Source organism: Paenibacillus hunanensis, assembly GCF_014645615.1.
GTDB classification, from domain to species: Bacteria; Bacillota; Bacilli; order Paenibacillales; family Paenibacillaceae; genus Saccharibacillus; species Saccharibacillus hunanensis.
Map to the genome: position 1 here is coordinate 790,982 of NZ_BMMB01000001.1, position 21,036 is coordinate 812,017.

Annotated in this window: 14 protein-coding genes and 2 tRNA genes; 14 read left to right on the forward strand and 2 right to left on the reverse strand. The window is 43.8% G+C overall.

Annotation, left to right across the window (positions count from 1 at the left end; all coding sequences use genetic code 11):
- Position 1 precedes the first annotated feature (1 nt).
- The 4 genes from coaE to xynC all read left to right on the forward strand — a co-directional run bounded on the left by coaE (position 2) and on the right by xynC (position 3,647).
- Positions 2-598, forward strand: a complete 597-nt coding sequence (gene coaE, locus IEX62_RS03275; RefSeq protein WP_188773954.1) for a dephospho-CoA kinase — start codon at positions 2-4, stop codon at positions 596-598.
- On the forward strand, positions 595-1,170 hold the full coding sequence (locus tag IEX62_RS03280; RefSeq protein WP_188773955.1) for a lytic transglycosylase domain-containing protein: 576 nt from the start codon (positions 595-597) through the stop codon (positions 1,168-1,170). Before coaE ends, IEX62_RS03280 begins: the two co-directional genes overlap by 4 nt.
- Before the next feature lie 146 nt (positions 1,171-1,316).
- Positions 1,317-1,871: a transcriptional regulator NrdR gene (gene nrdR, locus IEX62_RS03285; RefSeq protein ID WP_229685574.1), complete on the forward strand. Its 555-nt coding sequence runs from the start codon at positions 1,317-1,319 to the stop codon at positions 1,869-1,871.
- 537 nt (positions 1,872-2,408) lie between these two features.
- On the forward strand, positions 2,409-3,647 hold the full coding sequence (xynC, locus tag IEX62_RS03290) for a glucuronoarabinoxylan endo-1,4-beta-xylanase XynC (RefSeq protein WP_188774051.1): 1,239 nt from the start codon (positions 2,409-2,411) through the stop codon (positions 3,645-3,647).
- 447 nt (positions 3,648-4,094) lie between these two features.
- On the opposite strand, the gene IEX62_RS03295 is transcribed toward xynC, so the two are convergent.
- Together IEX62_RS03295 and IEX62_RS03300 are read right to left on the reverse strand one after the other, a co-directional pair.
- Positions 4,095-4,181, reverse strand: a tRNA-Leu gene (locus tag IEX62_RS03295).
- A 488-nt stretch (positions 4,182-4,669) separates the two neighbouring features.
- Positions 4,670-5,641, reverse strand: coding sequence for an ABC transporter substrate-binding protein (locus IEX62_RS03300; RefSeq protein WP_188773956.1), 972 nt, complete (start codon positions 5,639-5,641; stop codon positions 4,670-4,672).
- A 592-nt stretch (positions 5,642-6,233) separates the two neighbouring features.
- Here IEX62_RS03300 and IEX62_RS03305 point away from each other — a divergent pair.
- The 10 genes from IEX62_RS03305 to IEX62_RS03350 all read left to right on the forward strand — a co-directional run bounded on the left by IEX62_RS03305 (position 6,234) and on the right by IEX62_RS03350 (position 20,962).
- Positions 6,234-6,306 (forward strand) — tRNA-Ala (locus tag IEX62_RS03305).
- 233 nt (positions 6,307-6,539) lie between these two features.
- Positions 6,540-8,600 carry an AIPR family protein gene (locus IEX62_RS03310; RefSeq protein WP_188773957.1) on the forward strand — a complete coding sequence of 687 codons (2,061 nt, stop codon included), beginning with the start codon at positions 6,540-6,542 and terminating at the stop codon, positions 8,598-8,600.
- A 200-nt stretch (positions 8,601-8,800) separates the two neighbouring features.
- Complete coding sequence (locus IEX62_RS03315) at positions 8,801-9,610, forward strand: alpha/beta hydrolase (protein WP_188773958.1); 810 nt, start codon at positions 8,801-8,803, stop codon at positions 9,608-9,610.
- Positions 9,611-9,775: 165 nt separating this feature from the next.
- Complete coding sequence (locus IEX62_RS03320; protein WP_188773959.1) at positions 9,776-10,297, forward strand: MarR family winged helix-turn-helix transcriptional regulator; 522 nt, start codon at positions 9,776-9,778, stop codon at positions 10,295-10,297.
- Positions 10,298-11,055: 758 nt separating this feature from the next.
- The gene (locus IEX62_RS03325) at positions 11,056-11,865 is read left to right on the forward strand and encodes a copper amine oxidase N-terminal domain-containing protein (protein ID WP_188773960.1); all 810 of its coding nucleotides are present in this window, start codon (positions 11,056-11,058) and stop codon (positions 11,863-11,865) included.
- Positions 11,866-12,654: 789 nt separating this feature from the next.
- Positions 12,655-13,491 (forward strand): BglG family transcription antiterminator LicT, encoded by an 837-nt coding sequence (gene licT, locus IEX62_RS03330; protein ID WP_188773961.1) that lies wholly within the window; start codon positions 12,655-12,657, stop codon positions 13,489-13,491.
- A gap of 124 nt (positions 13,492-13,615) precedes the next feature.
- The gene (locus IEX62_RS03335) at positions 13,616-15,517 is read left to right on the forward strand and encodes a beta-glucoside-specific PTS transporter subunit IIABC (RefSeq protein ID WP_188773962.1); all 1,902 of its coding nucleotides are present in this window, start codon (positions 13,616-13,618) and stop codon (positions 15,515-15,517) included.
- Positions 15,518-15,848: 331 nt separating this feature from the next.
- Positions 15,849-17,627: a phosphatase PAP2 family protein gene (locus IEX62_RS03340; protein WP_188773963.1), complete on the forward strand. Its 1,779-nt coding sequence runs from the start codon at positions 15,849-15,851 to the stop codon at positions 17,625-17,627.
- Positions 17,628-17,972: 345 nt separating this feature from the next.
- On the forward strand, positions 17,973-18,341 hold the full coding sequence (locus IEX62_RS03345) for a hypothetical protein (RefSeq protein ID WP_188773964.1): 369 nt from the start codon (positions 17,973-17,975) through the stop codon (positions 18,339-18,341).
- Positions 18,342-18,799: 458 nt separating this feature from the next.
- Positions 18,800-20,962 carry an ATP-dependent Clp protease ATP-binding subunit gene (locus tag IEX62_RS03350; RefSeq protein ID WP_188773965.1) on the forward strand — a complete coding sequence of 721 codons (2,163 nt, stop codon included), beginning with the start codon at positions 18,800-18,802 and terminating at the stop codon, positions 20,960-20,962.
- The last annotated feature ends 74 nt before the right edge of the window (positions 20,963-21,036 follow it).

Genomic DNA, 21,036 nt, shown 5'->3' on the forward strand with positions numbered 1-21,036 from the left:
CATGAATATAGGATTAACCGGAGGAATCGCTACGGGCAAAAGCTCTGTAGCTGCATGGCTGGTACAGCATGGAGCGGCGTTGGTAGATGCGGATCAGATTGCACGCGAGGTTATGCTGCCCGGACATCCGGTGCTTCAGCAGGTCAGCGAGCGCTTTGGTGCCGATATGCTACTGGAGGATGGGACACTGGATCGCAAGCGACTGGGCGCGCATATTTTTGGACGCCCGGAGGAACGGAAGGCGCTGGAGAATATTACACATCCGGCTATTCGTGAGCTCATTCATACACGAGTTGCCGAGCTGGAGCAGGCTGATCCCGATCGCCTCGTCGTAGCGGATATTCCGCTATTGTACGAATCGAAGGGTGCCTATATATTTAGCGAAACGATGGTCGTCTACGTACCGCGAGAGATTCAGCTACAACGCTTGATGCAGCGCGATGGTCTGGATGAGCAGCAGGCGTTACAGCGACTCGCTGCACAGATGGATATCGAGGAAAAGAAGCAGCTTGCGGATGTGGTGATCGATAATAGCGGGACATGGGAGCAGACAGTGGTTCAGCTGGAGCGTTATTGGACAGGAAAGGGATTAGGATGAATAAGCTCAAACGAACTGTTATCCGTAAGCGAGTGTTGCTTCCACTGTTCGCGATTGTGCTTGTGCTTGTCCTGTTCAATGCACGCTGGCTGTCGCTCATTTATCCGATTGAATATCGGGATGAGATTCGCGCCCATGCTTCCAATTACGAGGTTGATCCGTATTTGATCGCTTCGATTATTCGTGTAGAGACGAACTACCAGCCAAGCATGGAATCGAAAAAGGGTGCGCTTGGATTGATGCAGCTAATGCCAGATACCGCCACCTGGGCGATGGAAAAGGCACATCTCAAAGATGTCACGCTGGATTCCGTGAAGCATGATGTAGAGCCGAATATCGAGCTGGGCAGCTGGTATATTAACAATTTGATGCAGCAGTTCGGTGGGAATGAGGTAGCGGTTATCGCCGCTTATAATGCAGGGCCAGGTAAAGTGAAAAATTGGATCAAAAACGGTCAGTGGGACGGCACGCTCGAAGACGCCAAAGATATTCCTTATGGCGAAACGAGACATTATGTGCAACGTGTATTATATTATTATAAGCAATATACCAAATTGTATGACCGATTTTGACAAGGCATAGCTGCCTTGTTACCTTTTCTGAATCATGCAGCCTGTATAACGCACTTATAGACGAACCATGAATGCTATTTAACACAACGAACAGACACACCAGAGCGATGAACAAGCATTAGCAATGAAAGGAAGGTGACACAGCGGTGAAATGCCCCTACTGTGGTCACAATGGAACGAAAGTGCTAGACTCAAGACCGGCTAACGATAATAAATCGATTCGCCGCAGACGTGAATGCGAAAGCTGTAGTCGCCGCTTTACCACGTTTGAGATGGTCGAGGTAACCCCATTAATCGTCATCAAAAAGGACGGAAGTCGGGAAGAATTCAGCCGGGATAAGCTGCTGCGCGGCTTGATCAGAGCGTGCGAGAAGCGTCCGGTATCGGTCGATCAGCTGGATGCGATCGTATCCGAGGTGGAAAAGAGCCTGTATGCAACAGCACTTGCTGAGGTGGAGAGCCGTGCTGTCGGAGAACTGGTTATGGAGCAGCTGTATCCAGTGGATGAAGTGGCCTACGTACGATTCGCCTCGGTGTATCGTCAATTCAAGGACATCAATATGTTCATGAAGGAGCTGCAAGGACTGCTCAGCGACGATCCGAAGCATGAGAAGAAGTCCAAGCCTCAAGCCGGTACTACCTCCTCCAATACCTATGCAGATGCACAGGATCTGGAGGATACGCAGTCAGAGCAGGACTGAATGGACTAGATTATTAACGAGTAGTTGAGTAAGTTAGAAGTAACTGGAACTAGTGCAGTCTGGTACAAGGCAGACTGCATACAGGGCAGATTAGATTTGGAATAAAAGTTAGTGCTCTTTGCTGAATTTCCATGTCTGATCTGTATCGCTACAGGATAACATCATCGCTTTGGAGTGCATAATTCACTCTACAGTGATGATGTTTTTTTGATGTTATTTTAAAATAGGCACTCCTGTATACAAGTCGCCTAACATCCGAATACTAATACGCAACGTTTGGTAATTATATGGTAATTTCCATATAGTTGTGTCTGCATTTTCAAGATATAAACTATACTTAACTTGAGCACAATTTATACATTGGAATGTATTTCTATATTGTTGGTGATCCGCTTCACAAGCATTACGCGATTATAATATTGCTCAATAAATGTATAAAAATACATAATAGATATAGTAATACGAGTAACTGCTTCATTTAAAAACAGCTAAGGAGATGATATTTTGTTTGATCTGACGAAGAAATCGATCAGTGTCATGCTCGTCGTTGCTACTCTATTCTCATTGCTGACACCTGTTGTCTCACCGACACCGGTATCCGCGGCAGGGGATGCAGTAGTGAATCTGTCCTCCACCAAGCAGGTTATTCGTGGCTTTGGTGGGATCAACCATGCACTGTGGGCTGGCGATCTGACCGCTTCACAGCGCGATACTGCATTTGGTAATGGCAACAATCAATTAGGCTTCTCTGTACTACGTGTGTATATCGACTCGAACAAAAGCAACTGGGCAAAAGAGTTGCCAACCGCTCAAGCCGCTGCCGCACGAGGTGCAATCGTATTCGCTTCGCCATGGAATCCGCCAGCCGAGATGACAGAGACGTTCAATCACGATGGAGATACCTCTGCGAAGCGTCTGCGTTATGACAAGTATGCGGATTATGCCAAATTCCTGAACGACTTTGTCGCTTATATGAAAAACAATGGTGTGAATCTGTACGCGATCTCTGTACAAAATGAACCGGACTATGCGCACACCTGGACATGGTGGACACCACAGGAAATGCTGCGTTTTATGAAGGAAAATGCAGGCTCGATCAATGCGCGAGTTATCGCTCCCGAATCGTTCTCGTATTTGAAAAATATGTCTGACCCGATTTTGAATGATTCGCAGGCACTGGCGAATATGGATATTCTCGGCACGCATACATACGGGACATCCTTCAACAACTTCTCCTATCCGCTGTTCCAGCAAAAGGGAGCCGGAAAAGAGCTATGGATGACCGAGGTTTATTACCCGAACAGCGATAACAACTCTGCCGATCGCTGGCCGGAAGGTGTAGATGTGGCATACCATATGCACAAAGCGATGGCAGTCGGTAATTTCCAAACGTACGTATGGTGGTACATCCGCAGACAATATGGGCCGATGAAGGAAGACGGTACGATCAGTAAACGCGGCTATAGCATGGCGCATTTCTCCAAATTCGTTCGCCCAGGCTATACTCGTGTCGATGCTACGGAAAGCCCGAATAACAATGTGTTCGTCTCTGCTTACAAAGGTGACGGTAAGGTAGTCATCGTAGCGATTAACAAGAACAATGCCGCAACAAACCAGAATTTTGCGCTGCAAAACGGTAGTGTATCCAAAGTCTCCTCCTGGACAACCGATGCTAGCCGTAATCTGGCACCCGGCACAGTGAATACATCCGGTTCGTCGTTTACGATGAGTCTGCCTGCGCAGAGTGTGACCACTTTTGTTGCAGATCTAAAATAAGGAATAAGGGAAGGTATGGAGTGTAACCTGATGCAGCTATGTAAGTGCTGTAACATATGAAGTTAGTATGTTACTGTGTATGCGCTATGATCTATGAAGCTATTATGCTACTGTGTATGCGCGTGATCTATGAAGCTATTATGCTACTGTGTATGTGCTGTGATCTATGAAGCTAATTATGTTACTGTGTATGTGTTGTAATCTATGTAGCTATGTATTTCTGCACTTTATATAGCCACGTAATTGCTATAAGTGATGTGGTAGCCTAGCAATACTGCATGTTATCATCATAACGCAACTCTCCACCGCCCCTACAATTCTAAGCAAGATACATGTGAAAAACAAATAAGCCGCCGATCTGCACATGAAGTGCGGTCGGCGGCTTTACTTTGAAGAATCAAAAAAGCACGTAATCGACGAATCAATTACGTGCTGGTTATAAGCATATGGTGCGGTCGAGAGGACTCGAACCTCCACGGGGGTAAGCCCACACGGACCTGAACCGTGCGCGTCTGCCAATTCCGCCACGACCGCAAGCAATATGTAACTTCCCGTTCCTCTTGTTGTGTGGTTCATGATGTGAGACAGGAAGTGGTGAAAGAATCACCGTATTTAAGATAATACTACATATGGTGAGGGATTGCAACAATATTATTGTAGGGATTGTGTGAAGATCCAGGATTAAAATTTAGAATATAAATGTTATTAAGCTTGAATGTTGTACCCCAAGAGAATTAAGAATGATATTGCAGAAGGTATCAGATTGAAAGGGCGCGCTTGAGTAGCTGTAGCAACAAGATTACATGAAGGATATGTATCGAGGTGAATACGGTTTTATAAACGTATATATAAAACGCATAGCTGAAACAAGTATACGGCTAGCTAAAGTGATTATAAGACGTACAAACGAAACAGTAACAGTAATAGTAACAGGAGGAGGAATTAAAGGCGAGCCATAAATAACAAAGAACCACTAGCGCTAGAGGATACAGCACTAATGGTTCTGTTATCGGTAACAATTTTTATTTATTGGTAAGCTTATCCGCAATCGTCTGAATCACGTACGACTTGGCAAGTGGTGTATCGTTGAAGAAGCCGGAATCAACGATGTATACTTTTCCATTTTGTACAGCCTTCAATTCGTTCCATGCTGCACCATCCGCAGATGCTTCCATACGCTTGCTCAGTGCGGCGGCAGTATCATCTTTTTCACCTGTAGCAATAAACAGGGTATCTGGATTCATTTGCTGGAGCTGTGCCATGTTGATCGTTGTGGAAGCTGCACCTGTTGGGATACCTTCCGGTGCTTTCAATGCCAGATCCTGATAGATTACCGCGCCTGCACCTTGCTGTGAGCTACCGTATACTTGCATCGCATTGTCCTTGATCATCACGGCTGCGATTGTACCTGGGTTCGCTGCTGCAATCGTATTTTTCGCACTGTTGGAGTCTTTCTGGTATGCATTCATATATTGACGTGCGATCGTATCGCGGTCAAGGAATGTGCTGTACATATACAGCTCACTACGCCAGTCCAGTGTTGGATCGATGTAGACGGTTGGAGCGATTTTGGACAGGGCATCATATGCACTGCGATCGCTACTGTCGGTAAAGATCAGATCCGGCTTCTGTCCAGCAAGTGCAGACGGATCAAGGGAGCCATTCGACGTTTCGATCAATGTCAGGCTATCGCGTTGCTCCTGCTCGGTGTAAGGCGGGAATACATAGCTGCCACCTGCCGGCTTCGCCGCCAGAGATACCGTTGCATCCAGCGCATTCAAATAATCCATCGCTAGCTGATCCGTAACCGCAATTCGTTTCGGTGAGATCGGCACATTCACCATCTGTCCGAATGAATCGCGTACAGGCATCACCTTAATACCATTTGGATTAAAAATATCTGCCCGTGTTTCCTTCGGCTGTCCACAGGCGGTCAGAAAAACAAGTAATAAGGCAAGACCCAGTCCTGCCTTTGCTAAAGCTGAATACTTCAACGATATTCGCCTCTTTTCGTGTGTATCGATAGGTCCGGTAAGAAAGGCTGGTACGCAACATAATGAAATATTATAAAAATGCATTATGAAGCAGCATATCCCCTTCATCCGGCTTGTTATCTTAAACTATTCAATAACTTTATTATACCAGTTGCATAGGAACGGAAGTCAACGCAGTCGGCGAACTGTCACGGGGTTGTCACAGAGTAGTGGGGTGGGCGTGAGGATTGGGGTTGAATGTAGTAGCGAGAGTGGCAATGAATGAAGAGGTTACTTTCAATGAAATGACTGAATTGGTGTAGTTGAAGTAGTACATATAGTGAAAGTAGTGTATAGAGTTGAGGTGGCGTATAAAGTGGAAGTAGTAACAGCAGTAGATGTAATCGGATGGTAGAGTCATAAAAGACTACAATAATTGCTCCTAGTGTAAATAAAGATACAGAGAAAGAGGTAGGTATTTACCATGAATAGTGAAGTAGAATTTCATAGAGAATTGGAATTTTCTATCGAAATGTTAAATATTGACTCATAAATTTCAGCATGCTATATTAAGAGAGTTGATTCATTGGAGTCATACATAATCATACCGCGTGGGGCCTTAGCTCAGCTGGGAGAGCGCATCGCTGGCAGCGATGAGGTCAGGGGTTCGATCCCCCTAGGCTCCATATTTAAAGAATCCTTATGTAGCAGGGATTCTTTTTTTTGCTTATAAATTAGTGAATATAATTGTTAAGTAAAGAATTTGATAACCTGTATATGGAATTTGATGTGATTATGACTTAATCAATTCTTTTATCTTTAAATTAGAACATTTGTTCGAAAGGTATTGAGTCTTTAGATGTAGAAATATACTTATATAGAACTAAATTACAAATTTTCTTGGAATGGTGATGGTACTATGGATATAATAATGGAAAGATATTTCGGTAAATTTTTAAATGAATTTAGTATAAGTGGTGGTTTAACTGACAGAAATTTCGAGAAATTCATAAATTATTCGATTCTTTTCCCAAAAAACATTTCTAATTTTAACTTAGCTTCAGTATCTACAGGAGATAGTGGGGACTGTGCTATTGATGGATTAGCAATAGTGTTAAACAATAAATATATTTCGACATTTGGTGAGCTAGAAGATATTTTAGAATCAGGCATGGAGTTTTCTGTGGAAATATATTTTATACAAGCGAAAACGTCAGATAAATTTGACGGCAAAGAGATGCTTCAATTTGGTACTGGAGTATTAGATGTTTTTAAAGATGGTAATAGTTTGACTAAAGTAAGAAATGAAAAAATTAAAGAAAAGTGTAAAATGATTCAAATGTTACTAAGTAATTATGACTTTTTTAAGCCTTCTCCGCGTTGTTATTTATACTATGTTACGACAGGAACATGGCTTGATGATCAGAATTTACTGAGTGATAAAGAAAAAATAATGTCAGATATAAAGAATTTAGATATATTTGAAAACAATATTGAATTTTATACCTATGGTTCAAAAGAAATTAGAAAACACTATGAATTAACAAAAGTACAAAATAGTGCAACATTCGAACTCAAAGAAAAAATAGAATTACCTTATATGGAAGGTGTAGAGGAATCTTATTTAGCTACTTTACCTATTAAAGAATATCTTAAGCTGATAGTGGATGATCAGAATAAAATTATAAAAGGAATTTTTGAACTTAATGTTCGAGACTTTAATGGTATTCAAAATAATCGTGTAAATCAGGAAATAATTAATACAATTAATTCTAATACAAAAAATTATTTTGGATTAATGAATAATGGAATTACAATAGTTGGTAAATCTCTTAGCAAAGGAAAGGGTTTGTATACAATAAAAAATTTTTATGTTGTAAATGGTTGCCAAACTTCCAATATACTTCATTTAAATTCTGAGCATCTAGATAATAATATGTGGATTGCGATCAAAATAGTAATTACAGATGATGATACAATTATAAAAAATATTGTCAAAGCAACAAATAACCAAACTGAAGTTCAAGAAATCCAGCTTCTTTCACTAAGTGAGTACCAGGAGTTGCTAGAAAGCTACTTTAATAGTTACAGTGGAGAATTCAATTTATACTATGAGAGAAGATCTGGACAATATAATTACAACGGTAATATTGATAAATCTAAGATTATTAATCCAGAAATTCAAATGCGTTCTTTTGCGTCTATCTTTTTAGATGCACCACATAGAGCAAGCAGATTTTATGGAAGTTTAAGAGAGGACATTGAAAAAGATGACGGAAAAGATGTAGGCAAAGGAATTTTTGTGACTGGACAACAACCTATTATTTACTATACGTCAGCCTTATTACTGCATATAATTGATAACTACTTTAATGATGATAAAATAGATGATAAGTATTCTAAATTTAGATATCACCTGTTATATGTGATTTCTAAAATTGTATGGAAAAATGAAAAACAACCTCAATTAAATTCAAAAAAAATAGAACAATATTGCAATATATTAATAAATCAAATTGTAGATACACAACAATTTGAGGATTTATTGGAACAAGCTAAAGAAGTTATAAATAAGGTTATAGTAAATTTAGATGATCAAGAAGCAAATAGATCCGCTCAAGTAGTTAACTCTCTGCTTATGTATATTGAACTTGGTGTAACGAATCAAACTCTCAAATTAATGGTTTCATTTTTAAATGGTATAGATTATCTTTCAGCGCCATTTTATAATATGAGACTCGATGGCGACTTAAGATATAATTTCATTGATCGACTTAATGATCTTATTAGACGTTTCAGTTACTATAAACTAAATAGTAAGGTAAATGAACTTGAAATTATAAAAAGTGCTGTGGATGTTGAATCCAGAGCTAGTCGCAGAACGTCTGCTAAAGAGATATATGATAAAGTTGAAGATTTATGCAAACAATTCAAAAAAAGCTTGGAATTATCCAAAAAGTATCAAAAGCAACAAACTTAATTCAAATACAAAATAACTACAAATAGATCCTATTTATAGTTATTTTGTTGTTATATTATTTTTACTAGAAACAATTTGCATTCTAAAGTGTATAAATCTAATTCATTCTAATCTCCACCCACCTACCTGCTCAAGCTCATCTCACTTTGAACCTCAACATTTTCCAAATGCTTGAGCACACAGAAAGGACTACCAACCTTATGAAATTCATCGAAACCAAACTAGAATCCTTCGACGGCACCAAGCTCTACTTCAGTACCAATCTGATCTCTAAACCAAAAGCAGCTGTTTTGATCGTTCACGGTCTATGCGAGCATGCTAGCCGCTATGACTATCTTACCGAAAAGCTCAACACGCGCGGCTTCAATGTATACCGATTTGATCATCGCGGTCATGCACGCTCGGAAGGCAAGCGGGTGTATTACAGCGATTTGCATCATATGATTGATGATGTGAATGCAGCCGTTGAACAGGTTAAAGAATCAAGTGGTGATCTTCCGATTTTTGTCATCGGGCACAGTATGGGCGGATTTGCTACGTCCTCTTTTGCCACCAAGTATCCTGAAAAGGTGCAGGGAATCGTATTATCTGGCGCGCTCACTCGTTACAATACACAGGTTGCAGGCGGGCTGCCGATGGATTTACCGCCTGGAACGTATATCCCGAACTCACTCGGTGATGGCGTATGTAGTGTGCCAGAAGTTGTAACCGCTTACGCCAACGATGTACTGGTGGAAAAGGAAATCTCAGTAGACCTATTCAACAGTCTGGGCGAAGGCGTTAACTGGCTGAAGGCGCATGCGACTGATTTTGTCGAGCCTGTGCTTGTATTGCATGGAGCGAATGATGGATTGGTGAGTGAACTGGATTCACGTCAATTTTATGGAGAGATTGGCTCAACAGATAAAACGCTCAAAATCTATGCGCATCTGATGCACGAGATTTTCAATGAAACAATCCGGGATGAAGTGATCGAGGACACGATTAGCTGGATTGAAAAACGCGTGTAATCTCGATAAACTCGGAGAAAGCCACTTCTCAAGCACATGTTCGCTCATGAGCGAAACGACTACTTTTGAGAATATAACTTTGATGGGAATACAACATATGAGAATACCCTATGTGAACCCACAGCATAGCTTGAGAAGATAACGCGAAACATGAAAGGGGGTCCCATGAAACTTCATTGGATGGGTAACCATCGGACATTGATTGAGAAGATTATCAAATACGGCAATGCGTATTCGAACACGTACAAGCTACAGCGCAGCTATGGCACCGATGTGATGTTCTCGGCAGCGCAGATTCAGACACTGGAATATATTTTGGAGGCGGAGGACAAGGACGAGAAGATGTCAGAGATGGCAGCACGTCTCGGCGTGAGTCCGAGTACCTTTTCCAAAAACGTCAAAAATCTGACGGAAAAAGGTCTGCTGGAAAAGTATCATCGGAGCGGGAATCGCAAAGACATCTATGTCAAGCCGTCTGAGAAGGGGCGCGAGGTATACACGGAGTATACAAAGTTCGTGCGTGAGCTGTGCTTTGATGAGATGTTCAAGCATGCAGATACGATTTCGGAAGCGGATAAGGAGAGTTTTATACGCATTCTGGATCTGCTGGCAGATGTGCTGGTCTGGTATGGAGAGAAGGAGCCGCCTGTGCGCAAGCTGATCAAGATTGAGCAGGATGAGGAGTAGCAATCGCTTGTCTTCTGTACTTGTATGCTAATCGTCCTCCTATTCATATTTGCATTGCTATCCGTATTCGATTCAGTGCTTCGTGCGTAGAGGTTTCTGTACCCATACACATATCAGCGTATATGGATTGATCCTAAATTAAGACTGTGCTTATTGACTTGTTATAGTTAAATGTCAAGCATGTCTGCTCCTTAGAACGGACAACATATGAGTGAATAACATGTGGACAAATAATATGTGATATACAATCCACATCACTACAATGGGTAGAATAGCTTTTGATCCGATCATCTAATTGGATCATGATATAAGCTGTGAACTTAGCCTACGAACCTGTGTCCTGCAAAGGAGACAGGTTTTTTCTTTTACAGCGGGTAGACCCGTATAGTATCGGGTAGACCCATATAGTATATCGACTTGTATAGTATAGAAGCCAAGCTATGCCAGCAATCTAAATTATAAGTTCCTCCATGCCCGAACCTTCCTAATCCAATCCGTGCTATTCATCTCCTACAAAATCTATCCTCAACACCTATCCTTACCATCTATCATTGAAAAGTGATCCAACGATCCAGCATCTACACATGTAATACACATCGCTCCGTATAATAAGAATAGACAGAATTTCTTATTCATCACCAATTAGCTACATCAATCCGCTGCTATACAGGCAAATATTCTCTCCAATTCCTGTTTTCTTTTTGTGCTAGCGGCTAATAACGTTTAATATGGAGATAGACGATAGGAGGTAACGATGTATGTTGAAACGAAAGCCGTTCATTGTCTGTTTTGCAGCCTTGTTGCTGATGGTACTGGCTCCATGGGGAGGACGAGTGGAGGCGGCACAGACCTTTAGCTCGCCGCCGCTACTAAAAATAAATGAATATGCGGTGCTATTTACAGGCCCGGTATCGCCTTTTATCGATTCGGCTGGACGAGCGCAGGTTCCGCTTCGCTCGGTCGGTGATTTACTTGGCGCGCAGGTAACCTATTTTCCACAGGGACGCTCGGCTACGATTGCATTGAATAGCCATTTATTGACGGTAACGCTTGATTCCAAGCAGATTCGCGCAGATGGACGCACCTATACGATGGATACTGTTCCGATGTTGCGTAATAATGCCGTTTATATTCCGATCCGCGTACTGATTGACCGCTTGCAGGTAAATGGTACATATCATAATGGGATTATCGAATTGCAGGATCGCCGTTATATGCGTAGTATTCCGCCGCTAACGTCGGATTGGAGTGGGCGCTTTGCCGCTTACCAGACTGCACGGGCTCTGGATGTGCGATCCTATCATCTGACCTGGAATGCAGATACTGCTCAGGGTGGGCGCTGGACAGGCAAGCTACAGGTGACCGCTCGTAATATTAGTCGTAATACATTGAGCAATGACTTAAAGTATTTTCAGCCGATTGTACAATACGCAGATGGCAGTACACAGATTGGATTTGATTCAGCGCATACGCCAACAGCTGTACCCCCAGGTGCGCTTGTCAATGTGACATGGACGCTGGAAGGTACCAAGTCGCCGCAGTATATACTGTTGCGTAATTATGCGTAACACTTGCCTGTGTCGCGTAGGAATAGCACCATGTGTGTTGTTAGCTGATGGGTATCAACATTCCAAGAAGTGATGTGCTATGCAAGGGCTATACTAATGCACGAAGATGAAATTACATCAACTGACAGGGTCATATAAAAGTCGTCTTACGATGATCGAATAGCGACGGAGCAGAAGCGATAGAATCTTGTAGATGCTTAGAGCGCATCGGATTCTATCGCTTTTTACTGTATCTGCGTAGTGGCTGTGGTATCTGGAGATCATCCAATGGGCAGCACATCGACATCGAATTGCTATAAAACACATTTCAAATGTAAAAAAATTCATATCATTTAGTATAAGAATAGAGAACGAATCTTAACCTTAAAAAATATCAATTAAAATAAAAAGAAAGCGCTTGCCAAATTGAAAAATAGGTGTTATTCTAACCTTGGGATTGTTACTGAAAAGGCAAAACCCAGTACATGTATAGCTTTGTTGAAGCTTGTTTACATGTGTTGGGTTTTGCCTTTTTGTTTTCCAGTCCTGACAGGTACGGCTTGTTCGCTGTCCACTCCATATAAAGAAAGAGTGATGCAACGTACGGTAGATTGCTGAAGCAAGACAGTAGAAGGATTGCCTTTCCTACTGTTCGCCCTCAGGTTCCTGGAAGATTGCGAATGAATCAAAGAACACAATCAAACACGAGCTAAAGGACCCTACTGATGTGATACTTCAAGCTGTAACTGAACTTTTGTCCGGCATCTGAGTCCTCGTGCAAAACTATACAGGATAAGGAGGGCAGCTTGGATGATTATCCAAAAGATATTCAATAATAACGCGATCATTGCCAGTGATCCGGGCAAGCGTGAATTTGTCGTTATGGGTCGTGGAATCGCTTTCAAGAAGAGTGCGGGCGAGCCGGTCGATAAGAGCTTGATCGAAAAGATCTTTGTGCTTCAGCAAAAGGAAGCCTCCGAAAAGTTCAAGCTGCTACTTGAGGATGTGCCACCGGAATACATTTCCGTCTGCTACGACATCATCGAGTACGGCAAAAACAATCTGGAAGGCACGCTCAGCGATTACATTTACGTCACGCTCACCGATCACCTGAACAATGCGATGAAAATGTACGAAGAAGGCATTTTCAATACGAATCCGTTAAGCTGGGAGATTCGTCGTTTTTATCCAAAGGAATACAAGGTTGGGGTCAAGGCGCTGGAGTTCATCGAGTCGACACTTGGCAAAACGCTGCCAGAGGACGAAGCTGCGAATATTGCGCTTCATCTGGTGAACGCCGAGCTGAACGGCTCCAGCAGCAAGTTTCACAATGTCGCCGTACAGGCAGAGAAGATTCAGGACATCCTGAACATTATCAAGTACACGTACAATATTGAGCTGGATGAGCAGTCGATCAGCTACGAGCGCTTTATTACACATCTCAAGTTTTTCTTTCAGCGTCTTATGCAGGCGCAGAAGCGCTGGCTGGAGGATGATTTCTTACTTCAGCAGGTGAAGAGCAAGTACAGACGAGCGTATGACTGTATGCTCAAAATTGAGAAGTATCTGGATACCGAGCTGACGGATGAGGAAAAGCTGTATCTGACCATTCATATCCAGCGCATTACAAGCGATACAATCGAATAAAATCATCGGATCGTTACTGGTCATGCAGGCGAAACCAAGCTCAGAATCGTCACGGGTCCTGCCCGTGTGGACATTCTGTTTGGTTTCGCCTTTTTATATGGATATTCATAAAGGAGGAAGAACGATGAAGTACGAACAATTAGCAAAGGACATTATCCAAAATGTTGGCGGCAAAGAAAATGTGAACAGTCTGACTCACTGTATTACGCGTCTTCGTTTCAAATTAAAGGATGAGAATAAGGCGAATACGGATGTCCTGAAAAATATGGATGGTGTTGTAACCGTTATTCAGAGTGGTGGTCAGTATCAGGTTGTTATCGGTAACCACGTACCTGAAGTATATGCAGATGTGAATGCGGTAGCAGGTCTGGGCGGTGAATCATCGACAGCAGCCGATACTTCAGGCGAGAAGATGAGCCTGTTCAGTCGCTTCATTGATATGATCTCCGGTGTATTCGCACCGACACTGGGCGTGCTGGCAGCGACCGGTATGATCAAAGGTTTGACAGCATTGCTCGTATCGATGGGCGTGCTGGTGAACACCTCCGGTACGTACATCATTTTGAATGCTATTGGTGACTGTCTGTTCTACTTCTTCCCAGTCTTCCTCGGTTACACGTCGGCGAAGAAATTCAATATGAACATATTTATCGGTATGGCGATTGGTGCAGCGCTGGTGTATCCGACGCTGTCAGCTGTATCCGCAGGTAAGCCACTGTATACGCTATTCGCAGGTACGCCATTTGAATCTCCTGTTCATATTACGTTCCTGGGGATTCCGGTCATTCTGATGACGTATTCCTCCAGTGTTATTCCGATTATCCTGTCTACGTATGTAGGCTCTAAGATTGAAGGATTTTTCAAGCGTGTCATTCCAAGTGTGGTAAGAACATTTATGGTTCCATTCTGTACATTGCTGATCACCATTCCACTGGCGTTCCTGATTATCGGCCCTGTTGCAACATGGGCAGGTCAACTCGTAGGTGCAGGTATCCTGGCTGTATATAACCTGAGCCCAATCGTAGCAGGTCTGCTGCTGGGTGCATTCTGGCAAGTATTCGTTATCTTCGGTCTGCACTGGGGCTTCGTGCCAATCGCGATCAACAACCTGACTAACCTGGGCTCCGATCCGATTCTGGCAGGTATGTTCGGCGCATCGTTCGCACAAACAGGTGTTGTACTCGCGATCCTTATTAAAGCGAAAAGCAAAAAGCTCAAATCCCTGTCGATTCCAGCCTTTATCTCCGGTATCTTCGGTGTAACCGAGCCAGCCATTTACGGTATTACTCTGCCACGTAAAAAACCATTCATTTTGAGCTGTATCGGTGGTGCAGTCGGTGGCGCGATCATCGGTGCGATGGGTACCAAAGCTTACATTATCGGCGGTCTGGGTGTATTCGGTATTCCGTCCTACATCGGTCCAAACGGCTTTGATCTTGGCTTCTATGGCGCAATTATCGGTATGATCGTCAGCTTCATCCTTGGCTTCGTGCTCATGTTCTTCACCAAATTGACAGACGACGAGCCGGAAACTGGCAAAACAGAAGTATCTAACAATGATGTACTCGTCAAACAAGAAACGGTATTCAGCCCAATGAAGGGTGATGTTATCGCACTGTCGCAAGTAAAAGACGAAGCGTTCTCCACAGGCGCACTCGGTAAAGGGATCGCTATTGAACCGATCGAAGGTAAAGTATACTCCCCAGTCGATGGTGTACTGACCTCGCTGTTCTCTTCCGGTCATGCGATCGGTATTACGAGCAATAACGGCGTTGACGTTCTGATCCATGTTGGTCAGGATACGGTTAAGCTGAAAGGTAAATATTTTACACCAAAAGTCAAACAGGGCGACACCGTCAAAAAAGGCGATCTGCTCATGGAATTTGATGTGGAAGCGATCAAAGCAGCAGGCTATGTACTCACTACACCTGTTATCATTTCCAACTCCGGTAACTATCTGGATGTTATCGAAACAGGTAAAAAATCCGTTAGCTATCAAGAAGACCTGTTAACTGTAGTGATCTAAGCATAACTGTAGCCATCTACGCATCATTACGATTTGAAAAAGCCGACTTCACCGTCTGTCATCTGGAATTGAAGATGATAGGAGGAAGTCGGCTTTATTTATCCTTTTCCAATTATAATGAGCGATAGTAGAGCCACGAGGCTTGTTAGCTACGGAAAATGTACAGATCACGCTCTCATTTTATTTCTATCCTACATCCTCTACTGGTAAAATATGTGTTTTTATTGATAACAGTTAACACTACGTCAATCTTTTCCTCGCATTGCGTTAACACAGGTGCCTTATGATGTTCAAGGTGTAATTAATCGAGATCGAGGAGGACATGTACCACATGAAATTATCCAAATCAAGCGTGATTGGACTTTCCATCACTTTATCCGTCTTTTCAGGCTCTATCGGAGGTAGCTATGCCAGTGCCGCTACGGTTCCATCATCCATCACCTCGGTCAAGCCGGAATGGGGCTATGTGGTTGATACATATAAAACGAATACGAAGGATCATTCTACTCCTGCTTCCAATTCGATTATCGGTACATTGTCTGGCTTCGATAAGCTGTGGACACCGGGACAGACATGGGATTCCGGTACGATGCTGAATGAGAAGCTGTTGAATCAAAATATCCAAAAGGTCATTAATATCGCGAATAAGCGTACTCCTGAGCAGGAGCAACGTGCGTATCTAGACGATCGCCGCAATCAGAGCTATAGCATTATGGAGGGCATGGGTAAGCTAACCGATGTGTATCGTAAGGATGCAGGAGCAACGACGACCATTACCGAGGTGCCTGCGGATGCAACGACTCAAAAATACGATGATGGTGGCAATGATGCAGGTGATCCGAACTCCAAGCTCGGTAGCGTCGTCAGTCTGGTGAAAAAGCTGCGTGGTGATTACTCCTCCAGTAATCCATCTAAAGCGTATTTTAACTATAAACGTCCATTCCGCTGGAGCCCGGAGGCTTCGGTTATCCCAACGCTGGTACCACAGATCAAGTCGGACCCAAGCACAGATGGCGGATATCCAAGTGGTCATACCAATGCGGCCTATCTGTCTGCGATTGCGATGGCCTATGCGTATCCAGAGCGTTATCAGGAGCTGCTCACACGCGCATCGGAGCTGGGTAATGACCGTATCGTAGCGGGTATGCACTCTCCATTTGATGTGATGGGTGGACGTGTAATGGCGACAGCGCTGTCGGCGGCGATTTTGAATGATCCAGATAATAAGCAGCTCAAGCAGGAAGCTTATGCTCAGGCGCAAAAGGTGCTCAAGGATCAGCAGGGGACAGCGACAGACCGTTTTAGCAATTATCAGGCGAACAAGCAAGCCTATACCGAGCGTCTGACGTATGGGTTCCCACAGATTACAGCAACTAATGAAGCGGTATCCGTTCCGAAGGGTGCTGAGGTACTGCTGGAGACACGTTTACCTTATCTGACTGATGCACAGCGTCGCTGGGTGCTGGCAACAACAGGTCTCGCTTCCGGTTATCCGGTGCTGAATGATCCAGAAGGCTGGGGACGTCTGAATCTGTTTGCAGCGGCAGATGGCTTTGGTGCTTTCCCGAATGATGTGACGGTAACGATGGATGCTGCCAAAGGCGGCTTTAATAGCAAGGATACATGGCGCAACCTGATTTCCGGTAAAGGTGGCTTGACCAAGAAGGGGAGCGGTACACTACAGCTGGCAGGGAAAAATAGCTACACTGGCGCAACTCATCTGCAAGCAGGTACACTGCAAGGTCAAAATGGCTATGCTTTCGGACGCGGCAATGTGTCGAACGAGGGCGGTGTACTGTCCGAGAAGGTAAACGGCTGGCTCGTGATCGGTGGCGATTACAAGCAAGCATCCAAAGGAACCCTGGAGCTGAATATTAGCAGCAAAAACGATCTGCTCAAAATCAATGGTACTGCAATGTATGGAGGTAAGCTAAAGCTCAACTTCACGAATGGTTACATTCCTGCCAATGGTAGCAAAATCATCATTAGCGCTCCTACAGCGAAACATGGTCAATTCGCTGCGGTACAGGTAACAGGTCTGCCAGAGGGCTACAGTGTGAAGCCGATATACAGCAATACAAGTGTGAAGCTGCAAGTCATGTCCAAGTAAGCGACATCGTCTATTTGGATGTTTGAGAAGTAGTATGATCGATTGAATAAAGAGGCTAATCCGATCCAATGACTATTCGTCTGATCGTACGCCTATATCATCGTCTCTCTCGTTTCATTGTAGGGATTCGCTGCTCATCCAACTAAGCTATCCTCCTGATCGTATGTCTAACCATCGGTCAGGAGGATTTTTTTGGTCGTTTTTAATGTACAGGCTTGGTACACTAAGAGAAAACAGACGTACAATACATATCCACATATCGCCACATACCAAAAACACCATAACACCAAAGCACCAAAACATATCAAAACAAAGCCACACACTTACAAAAAGAGGAGAATGATAATGACGTCCTATGATAATCTGAGCTATGAGCTAACCTGCGGCAATACCACCTATTCTAACGAAAGTCTGAATGCTTCATTATTTCGTGAGCTTATCGGAGAGCTGGAACTGTATGACTTTGTCGTGCTGGAGCCGTCAGTTCCACTAGAAAATAGCATCTATTTACAAGCTGCTTCGCTAATGGAATCGGAGCAGGCGGGACAGATGGTAGTCGAGCTTCGTTTAGAGCTCAGTAAGCAGGAGTTCAGGCATTATCAACTTCTTACTCAGGATCACGATCAGATTTTGACCTTATTTCTGAATTACTGGGGCGCACAGCGTCTACCGGATCTAACACACTGGGAGGATGTTAGCGATCAGTTCCAATAGAATCTCAGAAATAAGTCCTATCGCCTCCTGTCCACTCGTGTGAAGATTGGAAACCTCTGTTGGAGATAGATCATTTGGTCGTTCCTGCTCCTACAATGTATACATTCTATCGAGCTAACAGGATGTATGTGTAAAATGTATGTGCACACTCAAATAATGTACAGCTACACTCCCATCGCATCGAATATATAAACCTGAAAGCGGCTATCCAACAAACAGGATATCCGTCTTTTTTGTAACTATTAATAAGTTGCATACAAAAATATTATTGAAAACTATCTGTAACGTATTGACTTTGTATACAGAAGAGTTATAATAGTCAAAGAAAGTCAAAGTCAGAACATATTGATCAAACATCAAACTGACCTTTTCTGATCAATAACGTTTCTGTGTAGATGATACAGGCTTACTTAATTCGAACTTATATGGAATCCTATCCATGAAAGGGGCAATGATCGATGCGTTGTCAACATTGTAATCAACACGAAGCAACCGTAGGACTTCAATTTACAGTTAATCATAAATCGGAAAAAATGTTTCTCTGTCAGGACTGCTATGCCAAGATGAATAGCGGTGTACCTTTTAATGCAGGCTTTGGTTCGTCCGGTCAGGGCATGTCGCCACTGGATGAATTTTTCAAAGGCTTTATGCAATCTCAATCGAATCGCTCGAATGGTGCAGCAGGTCAACCGGCTGCGGGAGCTCGCACACAGACTCGCCGCGGTGGTGGCGGTATTCTGGATCAGCTTGGTCGCAATCTGAACGATGCGGCTCGCGAAGGTCGTATTGATACCGTGATCGGACGTGATGAAGAGATTGAGCGTGTGATCGAAATTCTGAATCGTCGTAACAAAAACAATCCGGTGCTGATCGGTGAACCAGGTGTCGGTAAAACAGCGATTGCAGAAGGACTGGCACTGCGTATTATCGAAGGCAAAGTACCGTCCAAGCTGCTGAACAAGGAAGTCTATTCGCTGGATGTGGCTTCGCTCGTAGCTGGAACAGGTATCCGTGGACAATTTGAGGAAAAGGTAAAACAACTGATCGCTGAGCTGGAACAGCGTGACAATGTATTACTGTTCATCGATGAAATTCACCTGCTCGTTGGTGCAGGCTCTGCGGAGGGCTCGATGGATGCAGGCAATATGCTGAAGCCTGTACTGGCTCGCGGTGAGCTACAGGTGATCGGTGCGACCACATTGAAGGAATATCGTCAGATTGAAAAGGATGCTGCGCTGGAACGCCGTTTCCAACCGGTAATGGTCGACGAGCCAACACTGGAAGAGACCGTAGCGATTCTGAATGGGCTGCGTCCAAAATATGAACAGTATCACAGTGTACGTTACACCGATGAAGCAATAGCAGCCTGTGTACAGCTATCCCATCGTTATATTCAGGATCGCTTCCTGCCTGACAAAGCGATCGATCTGCTGGATGAAGCAGGTGCGAAGCTGAATCTGGCTGCATCGGCAAGTGACGATACCCAGCTGCGCAGTCGTCTGGAGCAGGTGCGTCTGGAAAAAGAGCAGGCAACTGCATCTGAGCAATATGAGCGTGCTGCTGAGCTTCGCGATGAAGAAGCGATTTTGCTGGAAAGCTTGAGCAAAGGCATTAGTGCGAGCACACCATCCGAAGTACGTACCGAGCATATTCAGCAAATTGTCGAACGTAAAACCGGTATCCCGGTCGGCAAGCTACAACAGGATGAACAGAATAAAATGAAACATCTCGCGGCTCGTTTGGAAGGTAAAGTGATCGGTCAGCATGAGGCTGTCGAAAAAGTAGCTAAAGCGATTCGCCGCAGTCGTGCTGGCTTGAAGCAGCAAAATAAACCAATCGCTTCGTTCCTGTTTGTCGGCCCAACAGGTGTTGGTAAAACCGAGCTGTCCAAATCACTCGCTGAAGAGCTTTTCGGACAGAAGGATGCGATGATCCGTCTGGATATGAGCGAATACATGGAGAAGCATTCTGTTTCCAAATTGATCGGATCGCCTCCAGGTTATGTCGGTCATGAAGAAGCCGGTCAATTAACCGAGCGTGTACGCCGTAATCCGTACAGCATTATTTTGCTGGATGAGATTGAGAAGGCGCACCCGGATGTACAGCATATGTTCTTGCAGGTGCTGGATGATGGACGTCTGACAGATAGTCAGGGACGTACGGTAAGCTTCAAGGATACCGTCATCATTATGACCTCAAACGCAGGTATCGTGGATAAAAAGATTACCGTCGGCTTCTCTGCACCAAAAGCAGATCAGACTCGTTCGTTGCTCGATTCACTGGGTGCGTATTTCCGCCCAGAATTCCTGAACCGCTTTGATGCGATTATTCCATTTGCATCACTCAAGGAAGAGGATCTGGTACAGATCGTTGATCATATGCTGACTGATATCGAAGCCACACTGAGTGAGCAGGGCATCAGCTTGAACGTGTCCGATGAAGCGAAAAGAAAACTGTCGCAGCTCGGCTACAATCCTGCATTTGGTGCAAGACCACTTCGTCGTGTAATCCAGCAATATGTTGAGGATGGCATTACAGACCTGGTGCTGGATGACGAGAATATTCAACATATTCGTGTTGAAGTACAGGACGATACGCTTCAGGTCGTCAAAGCTAGCTAATGTCCCATGTCAGCCCGATGCTGAATATAGATTAATATGAACCAATAGATAAATGCTCGAATAGATGAATCTCT